15 protein-coding genes and 6 pseudogenes are annotated in these 19260 nt (G+C 69.1%); 16 read left to right on the top strand and 5 right to left on the bottom strand.

Annotated features, from left to right (window positions below):
* Positions 1-299: 299 nt before the first annotated feature.
* Positions 300-515, bottom strand: a pseudogene (locus BLT82_RS38740) (ATP-binding protein); the annotation flags it as partial.
* A gap of 725 nt (positions 516-1240) precedes the next feature.
* On the opposite strand from BLT82_RS38740, the gene BLT82_RS30375 reads away from it, so the two are divergent.
* The 4 genes and pseudogenes from BLT82_RS30375 to BLT82_RS30360 all read left to right on the top strand — a co-directional run.
* Positions 1241-1828 carry a TetR/AcrR family transcriptional regulator gene (locus BLT82_RS30375; RefSeq protein WP_093660636.1) on the top strand — a complete coding sequence of 196 codons (588 nt, stop codon included), beginning with the start codon at positions 1241-1243 and terminating at the stop codon, positions 1826-1828.
* Positions 1825-2199 carry a hypothetical protein gene (locus BLT82_RS30370; protein WP_093660634.1) on the top strand — a complete coding sequence of 125 codons (375 nt, stop codon included), beginning with the start codon at positions 1825-1827 and terminating at the stop codon, positions 2197-2199. Before BLT82_RS30375 ends, BLT82_RS30370 begins: the two co-directional genes overlap by 4 nt.
* Positions 2200-2514: 315 nt before the next feature.
* A pseudogene (locus tag BLT82_RS30365) lies at positions 2515-2682 on the top strand (IS256 family transposase); the annotation flags it as partial.
* Positions 2683-2897: 215 nt separating this feature from the next.
* Positions 2898-3913, top strand: a pseudogene (locus tag BLT82_RS30360) (IS110 family RNA-guided transposase); the annotation flags it as partial.
* A 53-nt stretch (positions 3914-3966) separates the two neighbouring features.
* Here BLT82_RS30360 and BLT82_RS30355 read toward each other — a convergent pair.
* Positions 3967-4497, bottom strand: coding sequence for an SMI1/KNR4 family protein (locus tag BLT82_RS30355; protein WP_093660630.1), 531 nt, complete (start codon positions 4495-4497; stop codon positions 3967-3969).
* A gap of 49 nt (positions 4498-4546) precedes the next feature.
* On the opposite strand from BLT82_RS30355, the pseudogene BLT82_RS38295 reads away from it, so the two are divergent.
* The 6 genes and pseudogenes from BLT82_RS38295 to BLT82_RS37635 all read left to right on the top strand — a co-directional run.
* Positions 4547-4715, top strand: a pseudogene (locus BLT82_RS38295) (transposase); the annotation flags it as partial.
* A gap of 92 nt (positions 4716-4807) precedes the next feature.
* Entirely contained in the window at positions 4808-4999 is a 192-nt protein-coding gene (locus tag BLT82_RS37355; RefSeq protein WP_167746133.1) for a copper chaperone PCu(A)C, read from the top strand.
* Between the two features lie 460 nt (positions 5000-5459).
* Positions 5460-6812 carry a DUF2254 domain-containing protein gene (locus BLT82_RS30350; RefSeq protein ID WP_093660628.1) on the top strand — a complete coding sequence of 451 codons (1353 nt, stop codon included), beginning with the start codon at positions 5460-5462 and terminating at the stop codon, positions 6810-6812.
* Positions 6813-7612: 800 nt separating this feature from the next.
* Complete coding sequence (locus BLT82_RS37350; protein WP_167746132.1) at positions 7613-7759, top strand: hypothetical protein; 147 nt, start codon at positions 7613-7615, stop codon at positions 7757-7759.
* 204 nt (positions 7760-7963) lie between these two features.
* A pseudogene (locus BLT82_RS38735) lies at positions 7964-8599 on the top strand (PRC-barrel domain-containing protein); the annotation flags it as partial.
* A gap of 78 nt (positions 8600-8677) precedes the next feature.
* Positions 8678-8954 (top strand): annotated as a pseudogene (locus tag BLT82_RS37635) (ATP-binding protein); the annotation flags it as partial.
* A gap of 215 nt (positions 8955-9169) precedes the next feature.
* Here the strand turns inward: BLT82_RS37635 and BLT82_RS37345 are convergent.
* From BLT82_RS37345 to BLT82_RS30325, 3 genes are all read right to left on the bottom strand, one after another.
* On the bottom strand, positions 9170-9583 hold the full coding sequence (locus BLT82_RS37345; protein ID WP_280142512.1) for a ricin-type beta-trefoil lectin domain protein: 414 nt from the start codon (positions 9581-9583) through the stop codon (positions 9170-9172).
* Positions 9584-10382: 799 nt separating this feature from the next.
* Entirely contained in the window at positions 10383-11609 is a 1227-nt protein-coding gene (locus BLT82_RS30330; RefSeq protein WP_093660624.1) for an amino acid aminotransferase, read from the bottom strand.
* A complete protein-coding gene (locus BLT82_RS30325) occupies positions 11602-12477 on the bottom strand; it encodes a DMT family transporter (protein WP_093660774.1) in 876 nt (291 codons plus the stop codon). The genes BLT82_RS30330 and BLT82_RS30325 overlap by 8 nt, the downstream gene beginning before the upstream one ends.
* A 256-nt stretch (positions 12478-12733) precedes the next feature.
* On the opposite strand from BLT82_RS30325, the gene BLT82_RS30320 reads away from it, so the two are divergent.
* From BLT82_RS30320 to BLT82_RS30300, 6 genes are all read left to right on the top strand, one after another.
* The gene (locus BLT82_RS30320) at positions 12734-13222 is read left to right on the top strand and encodes an Lrp/AsnC family transcriptional regulator (protein ID WP_093660622.1); all 489 of its coding nucleotides are present in this window, start codon (positions 12734-12736) and stop codon (positions 13220-13222) included.
* 101 nt (positions 13223-13323) lie between these two features.
* Positions 13324-13941: a class I SAM-dependent methyltransferase gene (locus BLT82_RS38290; RefSeq protein ID WP_244529759.1), complete on the top strand. Its 618-nt coding sequence runs from the start codon at positions 13324-13326 to the stop codon at positions 13939-13941.
* A 21-nt stretch (positions 13942-13962) separates the two neighbouring features.
* Positions 13963-14412: an NUDIX hydrolase gene (locus tag BLT82_RS38285; protein ID WP_342029431.1), complete on the top strand. Its 450-nt coding sequence runs from the start codon at positions 13963-13965 to the stop codon at positions 14410-14412.
* 57 nt (positions 14413-14469) lie between these two features.
* The gene (locus BLT82_RS30310; RefSeq protein WP_093660620.1) at positions 14470-15096 is read left to right on the top strand and encodes a hypothetical protein; all 627 of its coding nucleotides are present in this window, start codon (positions 14470-14472) and stop codon (positions 15094-15096) included.
* A gap of 89 nt (positions 15097-15185) precedes the next feature.
* Positions 15186-15548, top strand: coding sequence for a hypothetical protein (locus tag BLT82_RS30305; RefSeq protein ID WP_093660618.1), 363 nt, complete (start codon positions 15186-15188; stop codon positions 15546-15548).
* Between the two features lie 11 nt (positions 15549-15559).
* Positions 15560-19141 carry a hypothetical protein gene (locus BLT82_RS30300; protein WP_143041562.1) on the top strand — a complete coding sequence of 1194 codons (3582 nt, stop codon included), beginning with the start codon at positions 15560-15562 and terminating at the stop codon, positions 19139-19141.
* Positions 19142-19260: the final 119 nt, after the last annotated feature.

The following is a 19260-nucleotide window of genomic DNA, read 5'->3' as shown; positions in this document are numbered from 1 at the left end:
CTACTCAGTCGACGGGGTGCCGTACGTGGACCCGCACCGGCTTCTGCCGGCCGTGGCGCACGGCTTGGCACCCGGAGGACGCCTGGTGTTCAGCGCGAACCACACCAACTCCTACGGCACCGGCCCCTCGACCGCGGTGGCCCCGCGGCCCGAGGCTCTCCGGTTGCCTGGTAGCGACGAACACCACTCCGTGGGCATGTGGTGTCCGCGTACTCGTCGGAGTGCTCAGGCAGGTACGGATGATCGTGCTCAGCTCGACGTTCGGTAGCGCGGGGGCTTGGAGGATTTCGGGAAGCCACGGAGAGGTCGTACTTGTCTAGCGTCTTGTGGTGGGGCAGCTTGGGCAGCCGCAGGCCCGGGCGGAAGCGCCGGTCGTCACGACCGGCGAGTTCCTCGGCCAGGACCAGGTCGAGGAAGTCGAGGTAGCCCATCTTGGCCTCGTCTGCCCGGCTGGCCTACTGATTCAGGCTCTCGGCCAGGTGGGGCAGGCCGAGCTTGGCGGACTGCCGCTCCAGCGCGTCGCCCCTGCGCCCGCAGGCATCGTCCGCACCTCGACACTGCGGCGAAGAAGCTCGATGAGTAGCCCTGGCACCCGCGGGGTTGGTCCGTTGCCCTCCCGGGCCGGCCAGTCCTGGCTGCGGTTGCCCCCGCGTCGGCGGGGTAGGTCCCCTGAACGGGCTGACCCCGCACACCTCCGTCATGTTGGCCCGGGGATCGTCCCGACCGTTCGCCGGCAAGGACTAGAACCATGAGTTGCCCCGTGCGCCTGCGGGGATCGTTCGTCGCCCGGCGTCCGCGACTCGCCGTCCGCGCCGTCGCCCCGCGTCCGCGGGGATCGTTCGACGTACAGCCGCGGGGCACTCTCTCGTACGCCTGTTGCCCCCGCGTCCGCAGTGGTGCTTCGGATTGGGTGTTGCCGTCCGGGCGTTCAGTGTGTCGCCCTCGCACCCGCAGGGATTGTCCGCAGCGGAGCTGATCGCGCAGGCGGTGCGGGTGTCGCCCCTGCGCCCGCGGGGATAGTCCGGACCATCACTTCGGCTCCGGATCGTTCCTCGCAAGCCGACAAGCACGGTAGCGGCCAGAGGGCTGATTGGGGATCAAAGTTGAGAAAACGCCTGCCTGATCGCCTGCGGGATGCAGCTTGTGAGGCTGCTTGCCGCTCGCTAATGGGGGCGCCGGGTGGGTGGCCGAGGGTCGAGCTTTTATCATACGGGTCGACTCGTATGGTAAAAAGGGTGGTATGCCTGCTGAGACAACTTCGCGTGGGCGCCCTCGAGATGCGCGTTCGCATGCGGCGATCCTCGCCGCCGCCGCCGACCTCGTGACGGAGACGGGCTATGCCGCCATGTCCCTCGGGGCCGTGGCGACCCGGGCCAGGGTGGGGAAGGACACCATCTATCGCCGGTGGTCGGGCAAGGCCGAGCTGGTCTACGAGGCGGTGTTCACCACGACCGACACCGCCCCGGTTCCCGACACCGGCACCCTCGAAAGCGACCTCACCGTCCTCGTCCAGCAGCTGATCGACGAGTTCAGCGCACCGCCGGCCGCCGCGGCGCTTCCCGGCCTGCTGGCGGACTTCGCTGCCGCCCCCCAACTACGTGCCAGAATCCGCTCCGCTTTCCTCGCACCCGCCAAGCAGCGCCTGGCCAGTGTCTTCGAGCGGGCCCAGGCGCGCGGGGAGATGGGCTTGAGCGTCGAGACCGATCTGGTGCTCGACGCCCTCGTCGGCACTGTCTTCTTCCGGATGGGCATCCTGGGTGAGCCTGCCAGTCTCCAACTGGCTCGGAGTGTTGCCAGGATCGCTGCCAAGGGAATCGAGCCCCGATGAATGGATGGCTGCTGGCTGCGGGCGCCCTGGCAACCGTGACGGCTCTGATCCACCTCGTCGCCGGCGGGCGAGACGTGGTCCGCCCGCTGCTGGGCTGCTCCCTGGAGGCCGAGGCGCGGCGTACCCTGCACGCCGTGTGGCACTTCGCCACGGCCGACCTCTTGTTCAGCGGCGTCGCCTTGGCCACCCTCGCGACACGCCCCGCACCGTATGCCCCGCTCGTCCTGTTCATCGCGGCCCACTTCCTGGCCTATGCGGCGGTGTTCGTGGTGATCGCGCTCCGTGCGGACTGGTCGCGGCCCCTGCTGCGATTGCCGCAGTGGATGCTGCTGCTGCCGGTGGCCGCTCTGGCCGGAGTCGGGGTGCTGTAGCGATCCCGGCTACCGCCGGGAGCGGTGACCGGCCGCAATCGATCAACGTTCGGACCGGAGGCCCTGATGGGGCTCGTAGGGGACAGCCCGGACCGCGTGGGTGTTCACCCGGGAAGGCCGAGAAGGGCTCCACCCGCGCCGTGGCCGCCCGGCTCGGCACCTCCCGGCGGACCGTGGGGCGATATGTGAAGAGCCAGATCCGCCGGCCCGCTCGGGCGGACCGAGGTACGCCTCGACTGGCAGCCCCGTGTCCAGCAGCGGGCTCGCCGGCAGAGGGACTGTTCGGTGTAACTCCCGATCACGGAAGATGCATCGATGACCAGCAGCAACATGCCCGAGGCCGAGTCCGTCGAGCCATCTGAAGCGGCGCCGGCGAAGTCAGTGGACGACCAGCTGCTCGACGAGCTGGTGGGCCGCGCTCAGGCCGAGGGCCTTCAGCTGACCGGCGAGGGCGGGCTGCTCCAGCAGCTGACAGTGAGGATGTAGGCGGCATCGCTCGGGGGTCTGACTCTGGGTCTGACTGGCGCTTCGGCTGCCTGTGCGTTGAATCGTCGGCCCTCGTGGGATGCCACCGCGTGTGCGCGTGGGCGTCTGTGACCTCATAGGAGCTTGGCCACCAGCCTCTTCACTGTCTTGTCCGTCCGCCCGGACAGCACACGCTGACCCGGTACCCATACGGAAGGACGGCAGAGCCAAGCATGACAGCGCCCGAGATAGCGGTGATCGGCGGCGGAATCGACACCCACACCGACGTCCACCAGGCCGCAGTGATCGACTCGGTCGGCCGCCACCTGGACACGCAGCCGTTCGAAACGAACTCGGCCGGCTACGAACAGCTGCTGGCCTGGTTGCGTGCCCAGGGCGAGGTCATCGCGGTCGGGATGGAGGGCACCGGCGCCTACGGCGCCGAACTCGCCCGGTTCCTCACCGCCAGCGGCATCACGGTCGTCGAGGTCGACCGGCCGGACCGAAAGGCCCGGCGGGCCCACGGCAAGTCCGATCTGATCGACGCCTATGCGGCGGCCACCGCCGTCCTGTCCGGTCGCGCGAGCGGAACGCCGAAGAGCCGGGACGGGATCGTGGAAGCGATCCGCGCGCTGCGTGTGGTCCGCAAGAGCGCGGTCAAGGCCCGAACGCAGACCTCAACCAGATCCGCGCTCTGATGGTCACCGCTCCCTCCGCCCTGCGGGACAAGCTGCGTGGGTTGCCCACCGGCCTGCTGATCGACACCCTCGCCCGGACCCGGCCCGCCGCTGATCTCACGGACCCGGCCTGCGCGGCCAAGACCGCACTTCGCCGCCTGGCCCGGCGCTACCAGGCTCTTCAGCAGGAGATCAAAGAGGCGGACGCGGACCTGGCTCCCCTCGTGACCCGGGCGGCACCCAGCCTCGTCGCACTGCCCGGGGTGGGCACGGAGACGGCCGGCCAGCTGCTGATCACCGCATGAGACAACCCCGGCCGGCTCCGGTCCGAAGCGTCTTTCGCGCACCTGTGTGGGGCTGCCCCGGTCCCCGCCTCATCTGGCCGGACCAACCGTCACGGCGTTAACCGCGGCGGCGACCGCAACGCCAACAGTGCCCTCTACACCATCGTCCTGGTCCGCATGCGGTACGACCATCGAACCCGTGACTACGTTGCCAGACGCACTGCCGAGGGCATGTCCACCAAGGACATCATGCGGTGCCTCAAGAGGTTCGTCGCCCGCGAGGTCTACAGGCACCTCAGGACCACACACAGCCTGGACACGCAGGCGCGGGCCGAGCCCAATCACGACGCTGACCGACTCCCGCCCGCGTCATCGAGGTCGAACGACGCGGCCGCAGTCAGCCGCTCGACAAGCGCCGTGAAGTCCGTCGCCAGCGGGAGCTCGGTGTCACCTTCCACGTCGAACCACGTCACGGATGGCTCCCCGAGCTGGCCGCATGACCGGTAGTCGAGAGCGATCCAGCAGTGACCATCACCGGAGAGCAGAACCAGAGGCGACGGCAGACCCCACTCCTCAACCAAGTAGGCCGTGTCCAGCAATGACAGCCGGCCGTCGTGACGGCCGATGCCCATCATGTCGTCGAGCGGAACATGATTCTCGCTCCACGAAGTCGGCCCATCCGTCGGGAACGCGTTCCACGACTCCGCCACCAGTCCGCCGTTCTGAACCCGCAGGATCTCCAGCAACGAAGCCGGCAGGCGGACACCAAGCTGGCGCTCGGCATCCTGAACGACCGCGTCGTTCAGCGGGGGCTGAACCCCATACAGCCCCTCGCCCCAGAACGTCGCCTTCACCTCATCAAACCGAGCCACAAACGCATCCTATGGACTCACCAGACCAGCTTGACGATCTATAGGAGCTTCCAAGCGGCTTCTGGAGTCCGCTCTCGAGGGCGAGCTCACCGACGTCGGCCCGGTCGAGATAGCCCTTCCCCGCGACCGGGAAGGCGGCTTCGAGCCGAGGATCGTCAAGGCGGCAGAAATGCCTGACCGGCGTCGACGAGATGGTCATCTCGCTGGCACTGCTCGGCGCCGAGACCACGGCCGCCGACTCCGTGGATATCGTGAACGGCGACGGTGCAGCCCGAGGACCGGTCACCCTGCCCCCGGCAAGCTCGTCGAGTTGGAGGAGGGGCGCGTCCACCTGATGCTCCGAGGCCTGCGCCGGCAGATCCGCGGTGGTGACTTCGTGTGGATCACCCAGCGCTTCGAACGCGCCGGCGAGATTGCCTTGCAGGTGCACTCCCAGATCCCCACCTACGTGCACGACAACGTCACCGGCGTACCGGGGTTGACCTCACCGTCGCCTGAATGACACTTGCAAACGGTCAACCACGAGAGGGACCGGGGCGTTCCGGCTCCCGCGCCGGGACGACGTCGCCATGCGGGAGGGGAAGGGACGCGGGTCCGTCGGGTTCGTCCTCTCCCCTTGGCCGCCTGTGCGGGTGTGGGACGCATGTCGCCGTGCCGTGCCGTGCCGTCCTCGTCCAGGGCAGCGACCTCGCTGTGTCACCGCAGTCAACGCGGTCAGCCCATTCTCGGGCCAGGGACAGTCGCATCCGGTCGCACGGTCCGCGGTGGGGACTACCGAGCCCATGGGGTCCGGGCACACGCAGCAGGCATGGGGGAGTCTTTGAGTCAGCGCTGTACGAGTTGTGTCACGTGTCGTGGTCTGTAACCTGATCCTGTGCTGATGCCGAAGCGCTCCCTCTGGCTTCCAACAACGGGAACCTCCGTGGCAGCGGCCGGCGTGCCCGCCCGCATTCCTCGCGCTCATGCGTGAGGGACTCCGGACCCAGCTGTGGCCTCTGCCGACGCTGGGGGTCGCTCTCGCCATCGTCGCCGGTGTGGGACTTCCCGTGCTGGACGGACGGACGCAGCACGACATGCCATCCTGGCTGCGGGCCTACCTGTTCGGCGGCAGCCCGGATGCCGCTCGCTCGGTGCTGGGGGCGATCGCCAGCTCGATGGTCACGGTGACGGCGCTGACCTTCTCACTCACCGTGGTGACACTCCAACTGGCCAGCAGCCAGTTCTCCCCGCGGCTGCTGCGCACCTTCACCGCCGACCGGTACGTCCAGGCGACCTTGGCGCTCTTCCTGGCGACATTCACCTTCGCCTTGACCGTGCTGCGTACTGTCCGCACCGGCGATGACGGGCAGGCTGGCTTCGTCCCGCAGACGTCGGTCACCGTGGCCTTCGTTCTCACCCTGGCGAGCGTGCTCGCTCTGGTGCTGTTCTTGTCGCACCTGGCACGCGAGATCCGGATCGAGGCGATGATGAGCAGCGTCCATTCCGCCGCCGACCGCACCATTCACCGGCTCCTCGCGGAGACGCCGGACCTCACCGGTGAGGAGTCGACGAAAGGGACGTCTGCTGTCGCTCCACCGGTACCGCCCGCGAACGCGCTCACCCTGACCGTCGCAGTGTCCGGCTTTCTCCTGTCCGTGGACGAGGTGGCTCTGCTGAAAGCAGCTGTCGAAGCCGACGCCCTGGTGCACATCGACCGCCACCCCGGAAGCTCGCTGATCGCCGACACACCCGTCGGCGCCGCGTGGCCTCGCGCCGGGAAACCGTTCACCCCCGGCACCCGGGCGCGTCTGGCCGAAGAAGTCTCGCAAGCGGTGCGGACCGGTGCCGAGCGCACTGACCTGCAGGACGTCGCCTTCGGACTTCGCCAGCTCACCGACATCGCAGCCAAAGCGCTCTCCCCGGGGATCAACGATCCGACCACCGCCGTACATGCCCTGTCCCACTCCTCCGCCCTGCTGTGCGGGCTGGCGCGCCGTGAACTCGGACCTCGGCTACTGCGCGACGAGCACGAGCAGATCAGGGTCGTGTTGCGACGCCCGGACCTGGAGGACCTGCTGGACCTGGCCGTGGACCAACCTCTCCGGTACGGTGCCGCCGAGCCCGCCGTCCTGGCACGAATCGCGATGCTCCTGCGCGAACTCACCTGGTGCACCGAACCCACCCGCCACCCGCCCATCGCCGCCGCACTCGCCAGGTTGCGTTCCACCATCGAGGCTCAGGACCTCCACACCTCCGAGCGTCTCCGGCTCACCGAACTGGCCGAACACGTCGACGAGGCCCTGACCGGGCGATGGGCACAAGCCCGCAGGCCCTGACCGCACTGGCGGGTCTCGCGCGGCGATGAGCGCCGGTGCGTTGCGTGGGTGTAGCGGGGTAGCCGCGAAGAAGAAGCCGGAGGCGGGTCAGGCACTCGCCGGTTGTGGCACAAGCCACCTGGCCCGACGCAGCCCAGGTCTACGTCTCCGCTTGCGGACGGTGCTCGTTCGGGCGGACGGCACGGTCCGGCACACGCGAACCACTCGCCTGAAGCCGAGGCGTCTTCGGAAGGGAGGATCGCCATGCCCAGGAACGGCGGTACCGTGTCGCCTTCGCCCCCGTACAAGGTCCATCCCGCTCCGGATGCCAGGGGAGTGCGGAACAGTCTGATCAGCGTCATCATGCTTCTCGGGTCCCTTTGGCTGTTCGTCGGCGCCGGGTCATCGGCCACCCGTTCACCGAGGCCTCTGGAGACGCCCATCTCACGGAGATTCTCGTCGGCGTCGTGGTGCTGCTCGTGGCTGTGGCCCGCTTGGTCCAGCCGAGGGGAAGAGTGTCGGACATCCTCGTGCTCATCGGCGGAGCGTGGCTGATCGCGGCCCCGTCCTGTTCGGCTACGGCGACACGGAGGCGGCAGACGCAGCCCGGGTCAATGACCTCACGGTGGGGAGCGTGCTGGTGCTCCTTGCCACGCTGTCACTGGCACTGACGGTCAGGCAGAGCCGGGGTCGGGAACGTGCTCCCGGTGAGGTGGCCGTGGGCGAGCACACGGCCCGGTGCGGGTCCGCATCCTTGATGCGGGTTCTCGCGGACATCACGATCACAGGCTCCGTGATCACGAACGTGGAGGTGGATTCTGATGGAGTGGTGGATCTGGCTGATCATCGCCGTCACTGTGCTGGCGGTGGCCGCCTCGTCAGCGGTGGCGCTGCAGGCCTGGCGGCGCAGTGGCGGCGTCATCGCCGGCGGGAAGCCGCAGACCGGAAAGAGGGGCGGGACGACATGAGCATGTACCTGCGCGCACGAGAGATCAGCAAGAAGCCCGTGATCACTCTCGGGGCGAGGACGTCGCCGACGTCAAGGACATCGTCTTCGACCCGGTAACGGCGGCATCAGCTGCTTCACTCTCAATGGCCGGGGACTGTTCGCCGGCCCGCTGAAGCGTGCGCTCCTGTGGAAGAAGGCCCATGCACTCGGCCCGGACGCGGTGATGATCCAGGACGAGACGGTGCTCAAGGACGACGAAGGAGCCGTGCGGCAGCACTGGGACGCCCCAGGCGGGGCGAACGTCCTCGGCGCGCGCATGCTGACCGAGGCAGGGACCAGTCTCGGCACGGTCGCCGACGTCATCATCGAGACCGGCAGGACTCCCAAGGTCGTCGGCTCCGTTTCGGGGGGAAAAGATCGTCGTACCGGACGACTGTGCCGACTTCACGGCCGGCGACATCGCCGGACTGGCGGCCGCCGCAGAGGGTCTGCGCCGCCGTTCCCGAGAGGAGGAACGATGAGGTTCAGCAGCGCCCGAGGGCGCAGCGTCGTCGCCGTCTCGACCGCTGAGACCGTCGGAACCATCGCCGCGTGCACGGTCGCACCCTCGCCGCCGCGCGTCTCGACCCTTCGCCTGAAGACCCGCGGCCACAGCGGCCACGTCGTGGCCTGGCGCGACGTCCAGTCCTTCGGCAAGAACGCCGTCACGGTTCGCTCGGCAGGCCGCCTGGAACCTGAGAAGGAGGTCGATTCCGACCAGGAGGCGCACAAGAACCACGACCCCGTGGGCAAGCCCGTCATCACCGAGACCGGCGAGAGTCAGGGAACGCTTCAGGACATCGAGTTCGACTCGGAGGACGGGCACATTCACACGCTCATCACCACGGACGGGCAGCTGCCGGGCGATCGGCTCCTGGGCGTCGGGAACTTCGCCCTGATCGAGGACCTCGGAGCCCTGGTCCGACGGCACCGCGCGGACGACTCCATCGCACGGGCTCTCGCGAAGATCATCCGCTCGGACCTGATCATCGTCGATGACATCGGCCTGCTGCCGGTCTCGCCGAACGACGGGCTTCGACGAGATCATGCCCAAGACCCTGGCCACCGCGACGGTCGACCGGCTCATGCACCACGCTCATATCGTTGTCACCCAGGGTGACAGCTATCGGCTCACCCAGGCCACCAGCGGACAGGGAGTGAAGCCCTTCAGCTGACCGGACCGACCCGAGGGCGGGGAATTTTCTGGCCGCCACCGGGGACATCTCGATGGCCGCCAGCGGGGCGAACTACTGGCCGCCTACGGGGAGAACGAAATGGCCGTTGACAGTGGACCATCAGGATGGCACACCGACAAGACCCTGGCGTACCGCTTCTGACAGAGCAACCATTCCACGTACTGCCCTACGAGAAGACGACCTGAACGTGCGGGTCAGCGCGGTTCCGATGTGGGTGCAACCGGCGACGCGGCCCAGCGTTCGGAGTCCTCTGTGGAGCTTTCCTTGAGCACCATTAGCAGCTCCTTGCTGGCGGAAGAGCCGACAGGGACGACGACCTGGTCGGGTCTCGGCTGGGACCGGATTGCCCCGCTCGCGCCGATAGTGAAGGTCATCCGTGCGCGCTTCTCCGGGTCGTCGGAGGTGCAGGGGCGGATGCCGACGCCGGCAGCCTCATCGTCGACTTTGAGGCAGAAAGCGGGATCGGCCATGTTGTGCAGGTGTCCGTCGGCGTCAAAGGTCCATCGCTGGGTCGCTCCCGAACTGCACGGCGCAGCAATGGCGTTGACGCGCTTCTCCACCACTTGATTCTCCACATCCAGGCACAGCCCGGTGGCCGCATGGACTATCTGAGCGGCCTCACCGGTGGGTATGGGGACGGCCGCGCCGGGGACGGAGCCGGAGTTGCACCGCCCGACGGTGCTCCAATAGCGGAACGGGAGGGCGCGGTGGACGGAGACAGGTCGGCTGACCGGCTTGGCTGTGAGCGCGCAGGACCGCTGACGTCCCAGATCTCGGGCACGACGTCGCTGACGGCCACTGCGGCTACAACGATCACGGCGACGATGCCGCTGATGGCTTTGATGGTCCGGTATCCCGGAACAAATCGATACGCGAGTACGGGGCGGTCGGGATCCTTCGATGCCTCACCCGCCATGGCGGGTGCGTCCAGCGTGGTCTCCCGTCCGTCCGTGAACGCACGGCTGTGCCCGGGCGACCTCGCGCCGACGATTCCGTGCGCTGGAACCCTCCTGGTGTAGGCAGCTCCGCCCCACACCAACAGTCCCTCGGCCAGAAGGGTCCGCGGATTCTCGTACAGCTTCGCGAGTCTGGCGAGGCCATCCGACTGCGCAAGGGCACCGCCACCCAGAAGCAGGTGGACGCCGTCATCGACATGATCAAGTCGAACCCGAAGCTGCGAGAAGACATGATCAGGGTGACGAAGGCCGCCAAGGAGGTCTTCGAGTCAAGCGCCAAGGCCATAAAGCAAGGCCGCAATCCTCAGTGGCGTTTCAGCAACGACCGGACCGAGGAGGTTCGCCCGTTGATCGACGCCATGGAGAAGATCGCCGGTCCCGGCAGGCGCAGCTGCCGACGCAAGGGCAAGTGCACACGGCGGGCCGGGGCGCCGCTCGGCCATCCGCTCCTTCAATGCGGTGCCGGGGCGGTCGATGGAGCACCTGCCGTGTCCACGGTCCCGCACACCGCGGCGATGCCCTGCGCCAGGTACGGGATCCTGTGCGCCGGAATCCCCGCGATGTTGATGCGTCCCGAAGCTGTGCCGTAGATGGCGAACCGCCTGCGCAGCCGGCGCATGTCGTCCGGCACGAGCGGCAGCATCGAGAACATGCCCTTCTGCCGTGCAAGCAACTTCGCCTCGGCGCCGCAGCCCAGCGCATCGAGGTGCCCGACCAGATCCGACCGGTTGGCCGTGATCCGGTTGCGCATGACCTCGAGCTCAGCCCGCCACGCGGTCCGCAGCACCTCGTCCTCGAGAATGGTGGTCACGATGGCGGCACCGTGTTCCGGCGGCATCGAGTACAGGGTCCGTGCGGCGTTCTGCAGTGCCGTTTCCACGTGGCGCAGCGCCTGTCGCGTCGGCCCGAGGACGATCGCGCAGCCGGTGCGGTCGCTGTAGAGGCCGAAGTTCTTGGAACAGCTGACGGCGATCAACATCTCCGGAAGCCGGTCGGCCAGCATCCGGGTGGCCCGCAGGTCGGCCTCGAGCCCGTCGCCGAGTCCGTGGTAGGCGAGGTCGACGAAGGGCACCCAGCCGCTCGTCGCGGCGAGCTCGGCCAGCGCCTCCCAGGTCTCGAAAGAGGGGTCGACCCCGGTGGGGTTGTGACAGCAGCCCTGGAGGAGGACCACGTCGTTGCGTCCGGCTGCGCGCAGGTCGTCGAGAATGCCCCCCGTGCCGGACAGCCCTTCCGGGTCGGGGCTGCCGTATGTCCGGACCTTCAGGCCGGCGGCCTGAAGGATGGGCCGGTGGTTGACGTATGCGGGGTCGCTGATCCACACCGTCGCACCCGGGCGGGTCTGGCGCACCAGGTCGGCGAGCAGCCGCAGGGCTCCGGTGCCCGCCACGGTCTGGACGGCCGTGGCCCGTGCGGTACGGGCCTCGCTCCCCAGCACCATCGACAGCATGACGCGGTTGAAGGCGGTGTTGCCGGAGAGACCGCGGTACTCCTTGGAGGCCGAACGTTCCGCCAGGCGTATCTCAGCCTCCCTGACCGCCGACATGACGGGCGTGGCCCCGGTGTGGTCCCGGTAGACACCGAGGACGAGGTTCAGTCGTTCCGGGCGAGTGTCGCCTGCGAACTCGGCAGCAAGATCCCACAGCGGGTCGGCCGGCGGGGGAGCAAGAAGTTCAAGCATCTGCGGAAACCTTGTTTCGGGGGCGTCGATTGGCGAGAACGACGCCGGCGGTGATGAGAGGGACGCCGACCACGACGGGCAGGGTCGGCGACTCGTCCAGGAGCGGGATGGCGAGCAGGACGACGGCGGCCGGACTGAGGCTGCCGACGACCGAGCAACGTTGCGGTCCCAGCCGACGGATCGCGAACGCGTACAGCAGCCCGGCGCACAGGCCGACGCCCAGACCCTGGACGACGAGGAACAGTACGAGGTCACCACCGGTCGCCCGGGCGAGGTTGGTGGGCAGGACGCCGGTCAGGACCAGGAACGCGATGACGGCGAACGACGGAAGGCACAGCAGCCCTATGGATCCGACGGGGTCCAGGTCCACATCCCGCAGCCCCACCGTGTACAAAGCCCACAGTCCGCTGGCGACGAGCAGGATGCCCGAACCGAGCAGGACGTCTCCGTCCAGAACCACGGTGTAACGGCAGACCAGCGCGACAACTCCGGCTACGATCAGCACCAGCCCCGCCGTCTGCGTACCCCGCGGAGCGCCACGCCCGCTCGCGACGAGGAGAGCGGAGACGAACAACGGGACCATCCCGGGGACGATCGCACCGACGAAAGCCGCGGACGTCAGCGAGCCGCCGTGCATCGCCGCGAGAAAGAACGGCACCCCCGCACCGCAGATGATCTTGGCCGCGGGGCCCGGCCGCACGGCGGCCAGCCGGCGCCGACGCCGCCACAGGGCGGGCGCCAGGATCACCAGGGGCACACCGAACCGCAGCAGGGCCGCGTCGGCGGCCAGCAGAGTGGAGGTACTGAGGGCGCGGGCGCTCAACGCGAACGCGGCCCAGATCGCCACGGTCAGCAGCAGTGCCAGCATGCCCGCCACCTGCGGCGAGAGCTCTCCGCTCCTGGCGGCACGGAACGTAGGTGATGCGCTCCGCGTCTCGGAGGACGTTGCCGCCGCGGCCGTGTTCGTCGCGACCACCAAAGTTTCCTCCGCCCATGGACCGATCGGGCGGAACCGATGCCGCGCCCTGACCTCGGCGGCAACGCTAGAGCAATCGCGGGGGCAGCCGATTGCCAGTTGTGCCCTTCAGGCCTAGTTTTGAGGCAGAATCTGCCAAGGAGTGCCCATGGACGCTGTCGATCTCCAGATCGTTCACGAGCTACAGGCGGACGGTCGCCTGTCCAACCAGGACCTCGCCGACCGGGTACGGCTGTCCCCGTCGCCCTGCCTGCGCCGAGTCCGCCGCCTTGAGGAGTCGGGTCTGATCAGTGGCTACACAGCCATGGTGGACCAGGTCGCCTTCGGTCTCCCGATCACCGTCTTCGTACGGGTCCGTCTGGAACGCCACACCGCCGAAGCCGTCAACGTGTTTGAACAGCACGTCGGCCTCATCGAGCACATCCAGGATTGCTACCTGATGGCGGGCAGCAGCGACTACCTGCTCAGAGTCGTCATCGAAAGCCTTGAGGCGTACGAAGTCCTGGTGCGCACGCAGATCCACGCTATCCCCGGCATCACGTCGATCGAATCCAGCTTCGCGTTCGGGAGCGTCAAGCAGTCCAAGGTGTACCCACGCCCCGGCATCCCGTCCCGCGCGGCGCCCGGCCCTCATTGACGTCCCGCGCCAAGATCCGTGGGCAGAAGCGGGCGAGGGGGCGAGGAGGCTCGGGGTCGCCCTCTGACCATCACCCCCTTCGACCACAAGGAGCATCCTCGGTGGGTTTCACGCAACAGGGCGAATGGCATGACCACTACGCCCGCGGTGGGAGCTTCCGGGCCCTCACCGACTCCGAACGCACCGTGCTGCGGACCGCCCTCCAGCCGGACAGCCCAGCCGTCGCCCTGGACGTTGGATGTGACCTGGGCGAACTCGCCCTCTATCTACACGAGCTGGGGTACGTGGTCGACGCCGTCGACTACGCCGAGTCGGCTGTCGAACTCGCCGCCGCTCAGGCGCCGGATGACGCCGACGTGCGCTTCCTGCTCCACGACATCGAACACGACGGCTTCGCTGACCTGCCGCACGCCGCGTACGACCTCGTCGCCTTTCGCTTGAGCTATGCCTTCCTCAAGAACCGCGCCTGGCTCCTCAACCGCCTGCGCGAGCATCTGAACCCCGGCGGCACGGTCTGCATCATCACACCGCTCGCGGACGCCCTCCCCGCAAACCGGCGCGACATCGCTTTGGACGATGACGAGATCGCCCTGGCCACAGCAGGCTGGGCCACGGCCGACCGTTTCGACTCCGACGGCATGGCCGTGCTGGTGCTCCGGGGGCCCGCCACGGGCCCGGTCTCGTTCGCCGACAAACGGCGCCCTCCGCGGGTGTCGTGATCAACGACGAGCAGGGCCGTACTGCTGGGCCGGTCCGTGCGCGGGGTGTGGGAATTACCCGGCGGCAAGCCCGCCCCGGGCGAATCCATCGAGCAGGCCGCCGTACGCGAACTGACCGAGGAGACCGGGCTGACAGCTTCGGCGGACGACGCTCGGGTAGTCGCCTTCCTGATGGACACCACCTACGACGTTCCCCGTCTTACCGCCGCCGTCCGCGTCACCGCCCACCACGGCACCCCCGCTGTGACTGAACCTGAGCTGTTCCACCGCTGGGAATGGCACCGGCCCGACGACCTCCCTGCCCTCGCCGGCACGCTGTTCACACCGCCCGCACACGTCCTGGACGCCGTGTGGCCCGGCCTCCTCAAGGGCCTGCCGCCCGTACACCGCGGCCTCGTGCGCCAGCTCGCCCCGCCCGAGGACCCCGAGCAAGTGCGCGAAAGCCACCGACTGCGCCAAAAAGACGACTGACCAGCTGATCACCCAGGGCTGCATCGCGACCCCACCGTCGAGGCGGCCTTCCGGCGTGTGCACCGCCACCTCTTCCTGCCCGGGACCGAGCTGAGGACGGTGTATGCCGCGGCCGACGCGGCCGTCACCGTCAAGCAGGACCGCAACGCCAACATCACCGCCAACCTCCTGCGCGACGCCGGCATCCCCGTAGACATCACCGACCAGCTGCGGGAGGAGATCGACACCGAGTGGACCTGGGCCAGTCACCCGATGACGTGGCTCGACCGCGACGGCATCCGGCTCGTGTCCGCAGACGCCCAGAAGATCCACGACGACATCCCCCCCTGCCTCCTCACCATCCACCTCCACGCCCACGACGGCCACACCACCGTCGCCGTGGGGACCTACCAGCACGCCGACAGCGTCCACCTCCACGGCGAGAGCCACCTGCGGGTCGTCAGCGGATCCTACGACACCCGGGGCGAAGCCATCGCCGACTTCGAGCGCCTCTACGGCGACGCCGTCCGCCCCGGCCCCCCGCCGCCCACCGACACCGAACGGCAGGCCGCCCGGGCCTTCACGAGCATGCCGACGCGAAGGGCGGCCGGTGCCGCTGACGCGCCGGCGGCGAAGCGGAGGTGGTACCGGTGTATGCAGCCGACCCCGGATCCACGGCCGACATCACGCTTTCAAGTTCAGTAGCCGCACTCACCATGGGGTAAATCGTCGAAGTCTCGTGTGGAGAAAGCGGTGTGCTGGAAAACTGGGCGCCAACTGCGTCAGGAGGTCTGATGACCGAGGTGGATCTCGTGGTGGCGGCGCTTGCCGCCGGTGCGTCGGCTGGGCTGATGGACACTGCGAGCACAGCTGTGCGGGACGCGTACGACGCGCTCCGTGAGGCGGTGCGCCGTCGGCTGTCCGCACGTGGCGAGGAGGTGTTGGACGCTGAGCAGATGGAGCCGGGAGTCTGGGAGGCCCAGCTGCGTGAGGAGCTGATCGCGTCCGGTGCCGACCGGGACCAGGAACTGCTGGCGGCGGCTGAGAAGTTCCGGGCGCTGGTCCGCTCGGAGGGCAAGTACCAGGTCGACGCGCGTGGTGCCAAGGGCGTGCAGATCGGCGGCGACCACCCCACCCAGTTCAACACGTTCAACTGAGGGTGTAGCTGGTGGACAGCCAGGACGGCCAACCTCCGCGGATCGACGCCCGAGGAGTGTCGGGGTTACTGATCGGTGATGGCCTGCAGATCAATGTGCTGGCCAGCGAACCGATCCCGGTCCGCTCAGCCTATCTCTACCAGGTGCGGTCGATCGCACCGGACAGGCTCCATGGCCGGGAGGCGGAACTCGCCGAATTGGCCGAGTTCTGCACCCGCCCCGGCGGGAGCGCCTACCGGTGGTGGCGGGCGAAGGCGTGGGCGGGCAAGTCGGCCCTGCTGTCCTGGTTCGTGCTTCACCCACCGGCGGGCGTGCACGTCGTCTCGTTCTTCGTCACTGCGCGTTTTGCAGGGCAGAGCGACCGCGATGCGTTCATCGATGTCGTTATGGAGCAGCTCGCGGCGCTACTGGGCAGGCCAGTGCCCGCGCACCTGACCGGGGCGACCCGCGCCGCGCACCTACTTGCGCTGCTCGACGACGCGGCCACCGTCTGCCGGGAACAGGGGTCGCGGCTCGTCCTGGTCGTGGACGGGCTCGACGAGGACCTGGGGGTGACCGCCGGCCCCGACGCGTACAGCATCGCCGCACTGCTCCCGGCCCATCCTCCCGCGGGGATGCGCGTCATCGTGGCCGGACGCCTTGCACCGCCGTTGCCCGGCGACGTGCCCGACCATCACCCACTGCGCGAGCCCGCAGCCGTACGGCTCCTGGAACCGTCCCGTGACGCCGCGGTCATCCGTGACGCCGCCGCGCGGGAACTCAAACGGCTGCTGACCGGCACACCCACCGAGCAGGATCTGTTGGGCCTGCTGACGGCGGCCGGCGGCGGTCTGTCCGTCCAGGACCTGGTGGAACTCACCGGCACCCGCGACCCGTGGGAGATTTCTGAGACCTTGGACACGGTGTCGGGCCGAACTTTCGAGCAGCGCCCGGCATTGGTCCGGCACGGACCGGAGCGGCCTGAGCACGTCTACCTGCTGGCCCACGAGGACCTGCAGCAGGAGGCGGTGACCTTCCTCGCTGGAGACCGGCTGGCCGATTACCGTCGGCGCCTGCACAACTGGGTGGACGGGCACCGGGGACGGGGCTGGGGCGCGCACACCCCTGGCTACCTGCTGCTCGGCTACTTCCGCAGTCTGCGCGCGGACGGCGATGTCCCCATGATGCTCGGCCTCGCGCTCGACCCTGGTCGCCACGCCTGGCTGCTCGACACCACCGGCGGCGACGCCACCGCCCTCGCCGAACTCACCGCGACTCGAGAGGCTGTCCTCGCCGCCGCGAGCCCGAACCTGCCCGATCTGACCAAAATCGCCCTGTGCCGTATGCGCCTGTCGGAACGTAATGCCTCGCTGCCCCTGGACGTGCCCGTCGTCTGGGCGCTGCTCGGCCGCGTCGGCCGGGCCCGGGCGCTGGCCGAGTCCATGTGGAGCGGGAGCTCGGCGAGGGCGCTCGCCGGGGTGGCGAGGGAGGTGGCCGAAGCCGGCAACCGGACGCTCGCCGAGTCAATCGCACGGAGCATCACTGAACCGGACGAGGGGGCCAAGGCGCTTTCGGCGGTTGCCGCGGCGGCAGCCAGGGACGGCGACGGGCATCGGGCCGCTGAGCTGGCCGATGCAGCTGATCGGGCGGCCCGCCGGATCGACAACTTCCTTACCCGGGCGTCCTGCTGGGCCACGATGGCAAGGGACGCAGCTGCGGCAGGTGACCGGCGGCGCGCCGCCGAGCTGGTTCGCGAGATCAGGGCGCTCGCCGACGATCCGGAGGCCGCTGCCGGGAGATGGTGGCTCGACGGCGATTTGGCCGAGGCGCTGGCCGCGGCCGGCGAGCACGGCGACGCCCTGGCGGTGGCCCGCGCCATTGACGACCCTGATCGGCGGGCGAAGGCCCTTGCCGCTGTGGCGCGGGCGGTGGCCCGCAGCGGCGACCTGACCTCGGCATACCGGTCGGCTGCTGAGGCAGAGGCCGCAGCCCGCGCGGTCAGCGGAGTCTGGCTCCAGCCTCCGATGGCAGCGGTGATCGAGGCGATGGCCGCCGCTGGGGCCCCCGATCGTGCGGCCGAGCTCACAGCCGAGGCTGTCGTCGGACTCGTCGACGGCTCCGACGACCGCCCGACCTTCCAGGTGGGAGGCGACCTGGCCGTCCTCACCGGTGCCGTAGCGCGGGCGGGCGACCACGGCCGTGCCGAGGCACTCGCCCGGGCCAACCCCGACGCGGCGTCCAAGGCGCGGGCGCTGGCTGCAGTGGCCGAGGCGGTTGTGCGGTCGGGTGACCACCGACGCGGGCTCGAGCTCGTGTCGGAGGCCCAGGAAGTGGCCCGGGCGGTCCGGTCCCCCGTGCATCACCAGGTGGAACTCGCGGCCTTGGCCGGCGTGGCGGCCAGATCGGGAGACCTCGACTGGGCCCTGGCCATCGCCGGGACGGTGCACGACCCCGCCCGTGCAGTGGCCGCGCGGAGAGCTGTGGCCAGGGCCGCGGCGAACGCCGGGCAGTGCGATCGTGCCGAGGCCATCGCCCGTGCCATCGACAACGTGAGCGGCCAGCGCGACGCTGTACTGGCCATCGTCGCCGAGGCCGTCCTCGAAGCGGGTGCCGTGGAGCGGGCCGTGGAGATCATTCTCACGATGGAGACGTTGCGCCCGCGGATACTGGCCATGGCCGCGATGGCCGGCATGAGAGAGGCATCTGGCGACCGCGATGATGCGATCAAACTGATGGACTGGCTCCTGGCCGGCATCCCCGAAGCGGGCGAGGACCTGAACGAGTCGAGCGTGCTCGCCCTGGCCGAGGTTGTCGCCGACACCGGTGGCGTCGACCAATCCGAGCGCGTCGCCCGCGTGATCAAGGACTTCGCGCTACGGGCCCGGGCACTGGCGGCGGTGGCGCGGGCAGCCGCCCGCAGCGGCCAGGTGAGCCGAGCCACTGTGCTCGTCGACGAGGCCGAGGCGGTGGCCCGCAGCATCGGAGGACCTCACGATCGGGGACGTACGCTGGCATCTCTCATCGAGACGATCAACGGGACGGGAGACCAGGAGCAGGTCGTCGTGGCCGTCGGCGGCGACAGGGCGCTGGCCCGCCCCGTCGACGGAACGTCGGTGCGGATACGTACCCTGGCGGTGGTTACCGAGGCGATCGCCTGGATCGGGGATCACGGACGGGCTGCCGCGCTCGCCGCTGAGATCGAGGACGCACTCGAGGCGGCGGGCTCGCACAAGAGCGATGAACTGCTCGCGGGGCTCGCCCGGGCAGCGGCCGAGACGGGACAGCCCGAGCGGGCGGAGGAGCTCGCGGACCGGATCACCCGCCCGGAGATCCAAGCGCGAACCCTGGCCCACCTGGCCAACGCGGCCGACCCCGGGGCAGCCCAACGCCTCACGGCACGGGCTTTCGCCATCGACTTGTGGACGGCTGTGGACGCGCTGCACCGGCTGGAACTGGATGTGCTGCTCTTGCTCGCGGAGGACTTGGGCGTCGCTGGGTTGCGCACCGCACCGCCGGGCCCCGTCGACCCTCCGCCAGTCAGGCCGGCGTCGGCCCGTAGCCCTCGGATGCGCCGCACCTTGCGCTGGAACCGCCGTACCAGTCGAGAACCGTGATCACTTTTCTAAGGCTCCGCTCGGCAGGACGATGCTCACATCCCGGGCGTTTTCAGGGTCGAGCGCACTCTTCTGGTTGACCAGGGGTAACCGTTGGCCGAGGTGGGCCGCTGGTGCCG

It is taken from the genome of Streptomyces wuyuanensis (genome assembly GCF_900103455.1).
GTDB classification, from domain to species: Bacteria; Actinomycetota; Actinomycetes; order Streptomycetales; family Streptomycetaceae; genus Streptomyces; species Streptomyces wuyuanensis.
This window is presented reverse-complemented; position numbering and strand designations above follow the sequence as displayed.

What these genes read in the sequence shown, in the direction of transcription:
- BLT82_RS30305 (WP_093660618.1), top strand. Translation starts at nt 15,186, where the DNA reads ATGACCGAGGTGGATCTCGTGGTGGCGGCGCTTGCCGCCGGTGCGTCG.
- BLT82_RS37350 (WP_167746132.1), top strand. Translation starts at nt 7,613, where the DNA reads ATGGAGTGGTGGATCTGGCTGATCATCGCCGTCACTGTGCTGGCGGTG.
- BLT82_RS30325 (WP_093660774.1), bottom strand. Translation starts at nt 12,477, where the DNA reads ATGCTGGCACTGCTGCTGACCGTGGCGATCTGGGCCGCGTTCGCGTTG.
- BLT82_RS30350 (WP_093660628.1), top strand. Translation starts at nt 5,460, where the DNA reads ATGCGTGAGGGACTCCGGACCCAGCTGTGGCCTCTGCCGACGCTGGGG.
- BLT82_RS30320 (WP_093660622.1), top strand. Translation starts at nt 12,734, where the DNA reads ATGGACGCTGTCGATCTCCAGATCGTTCACGAGCTACAGGCGGACGGT.
- BLT82_RS30370 (WP_093660634.1), top strand. Translation starts at nt 1,825, where the DNA reads ATGAATGGATGGCTGCTGGCTGCGGGCGCCCTGGCAACCGTGACGGCT.
- BLT82_RS30330 (WP_093660624.1), bottom strand. Translation starts at nt 11,609, where the DNA reads ATGCTTGAACTTCTTGCTCCCCCGCCGGCCGACCCGCTGTGGGATCTT.
- BLT82_RS30375 (WP_093660636.1), top strand. Translation starts at nt 1,241, where the DNA reads ATGCCTGCTGAGACAACTTCGCGTGGGCGCCCTCGAGATGCGCGTTCG.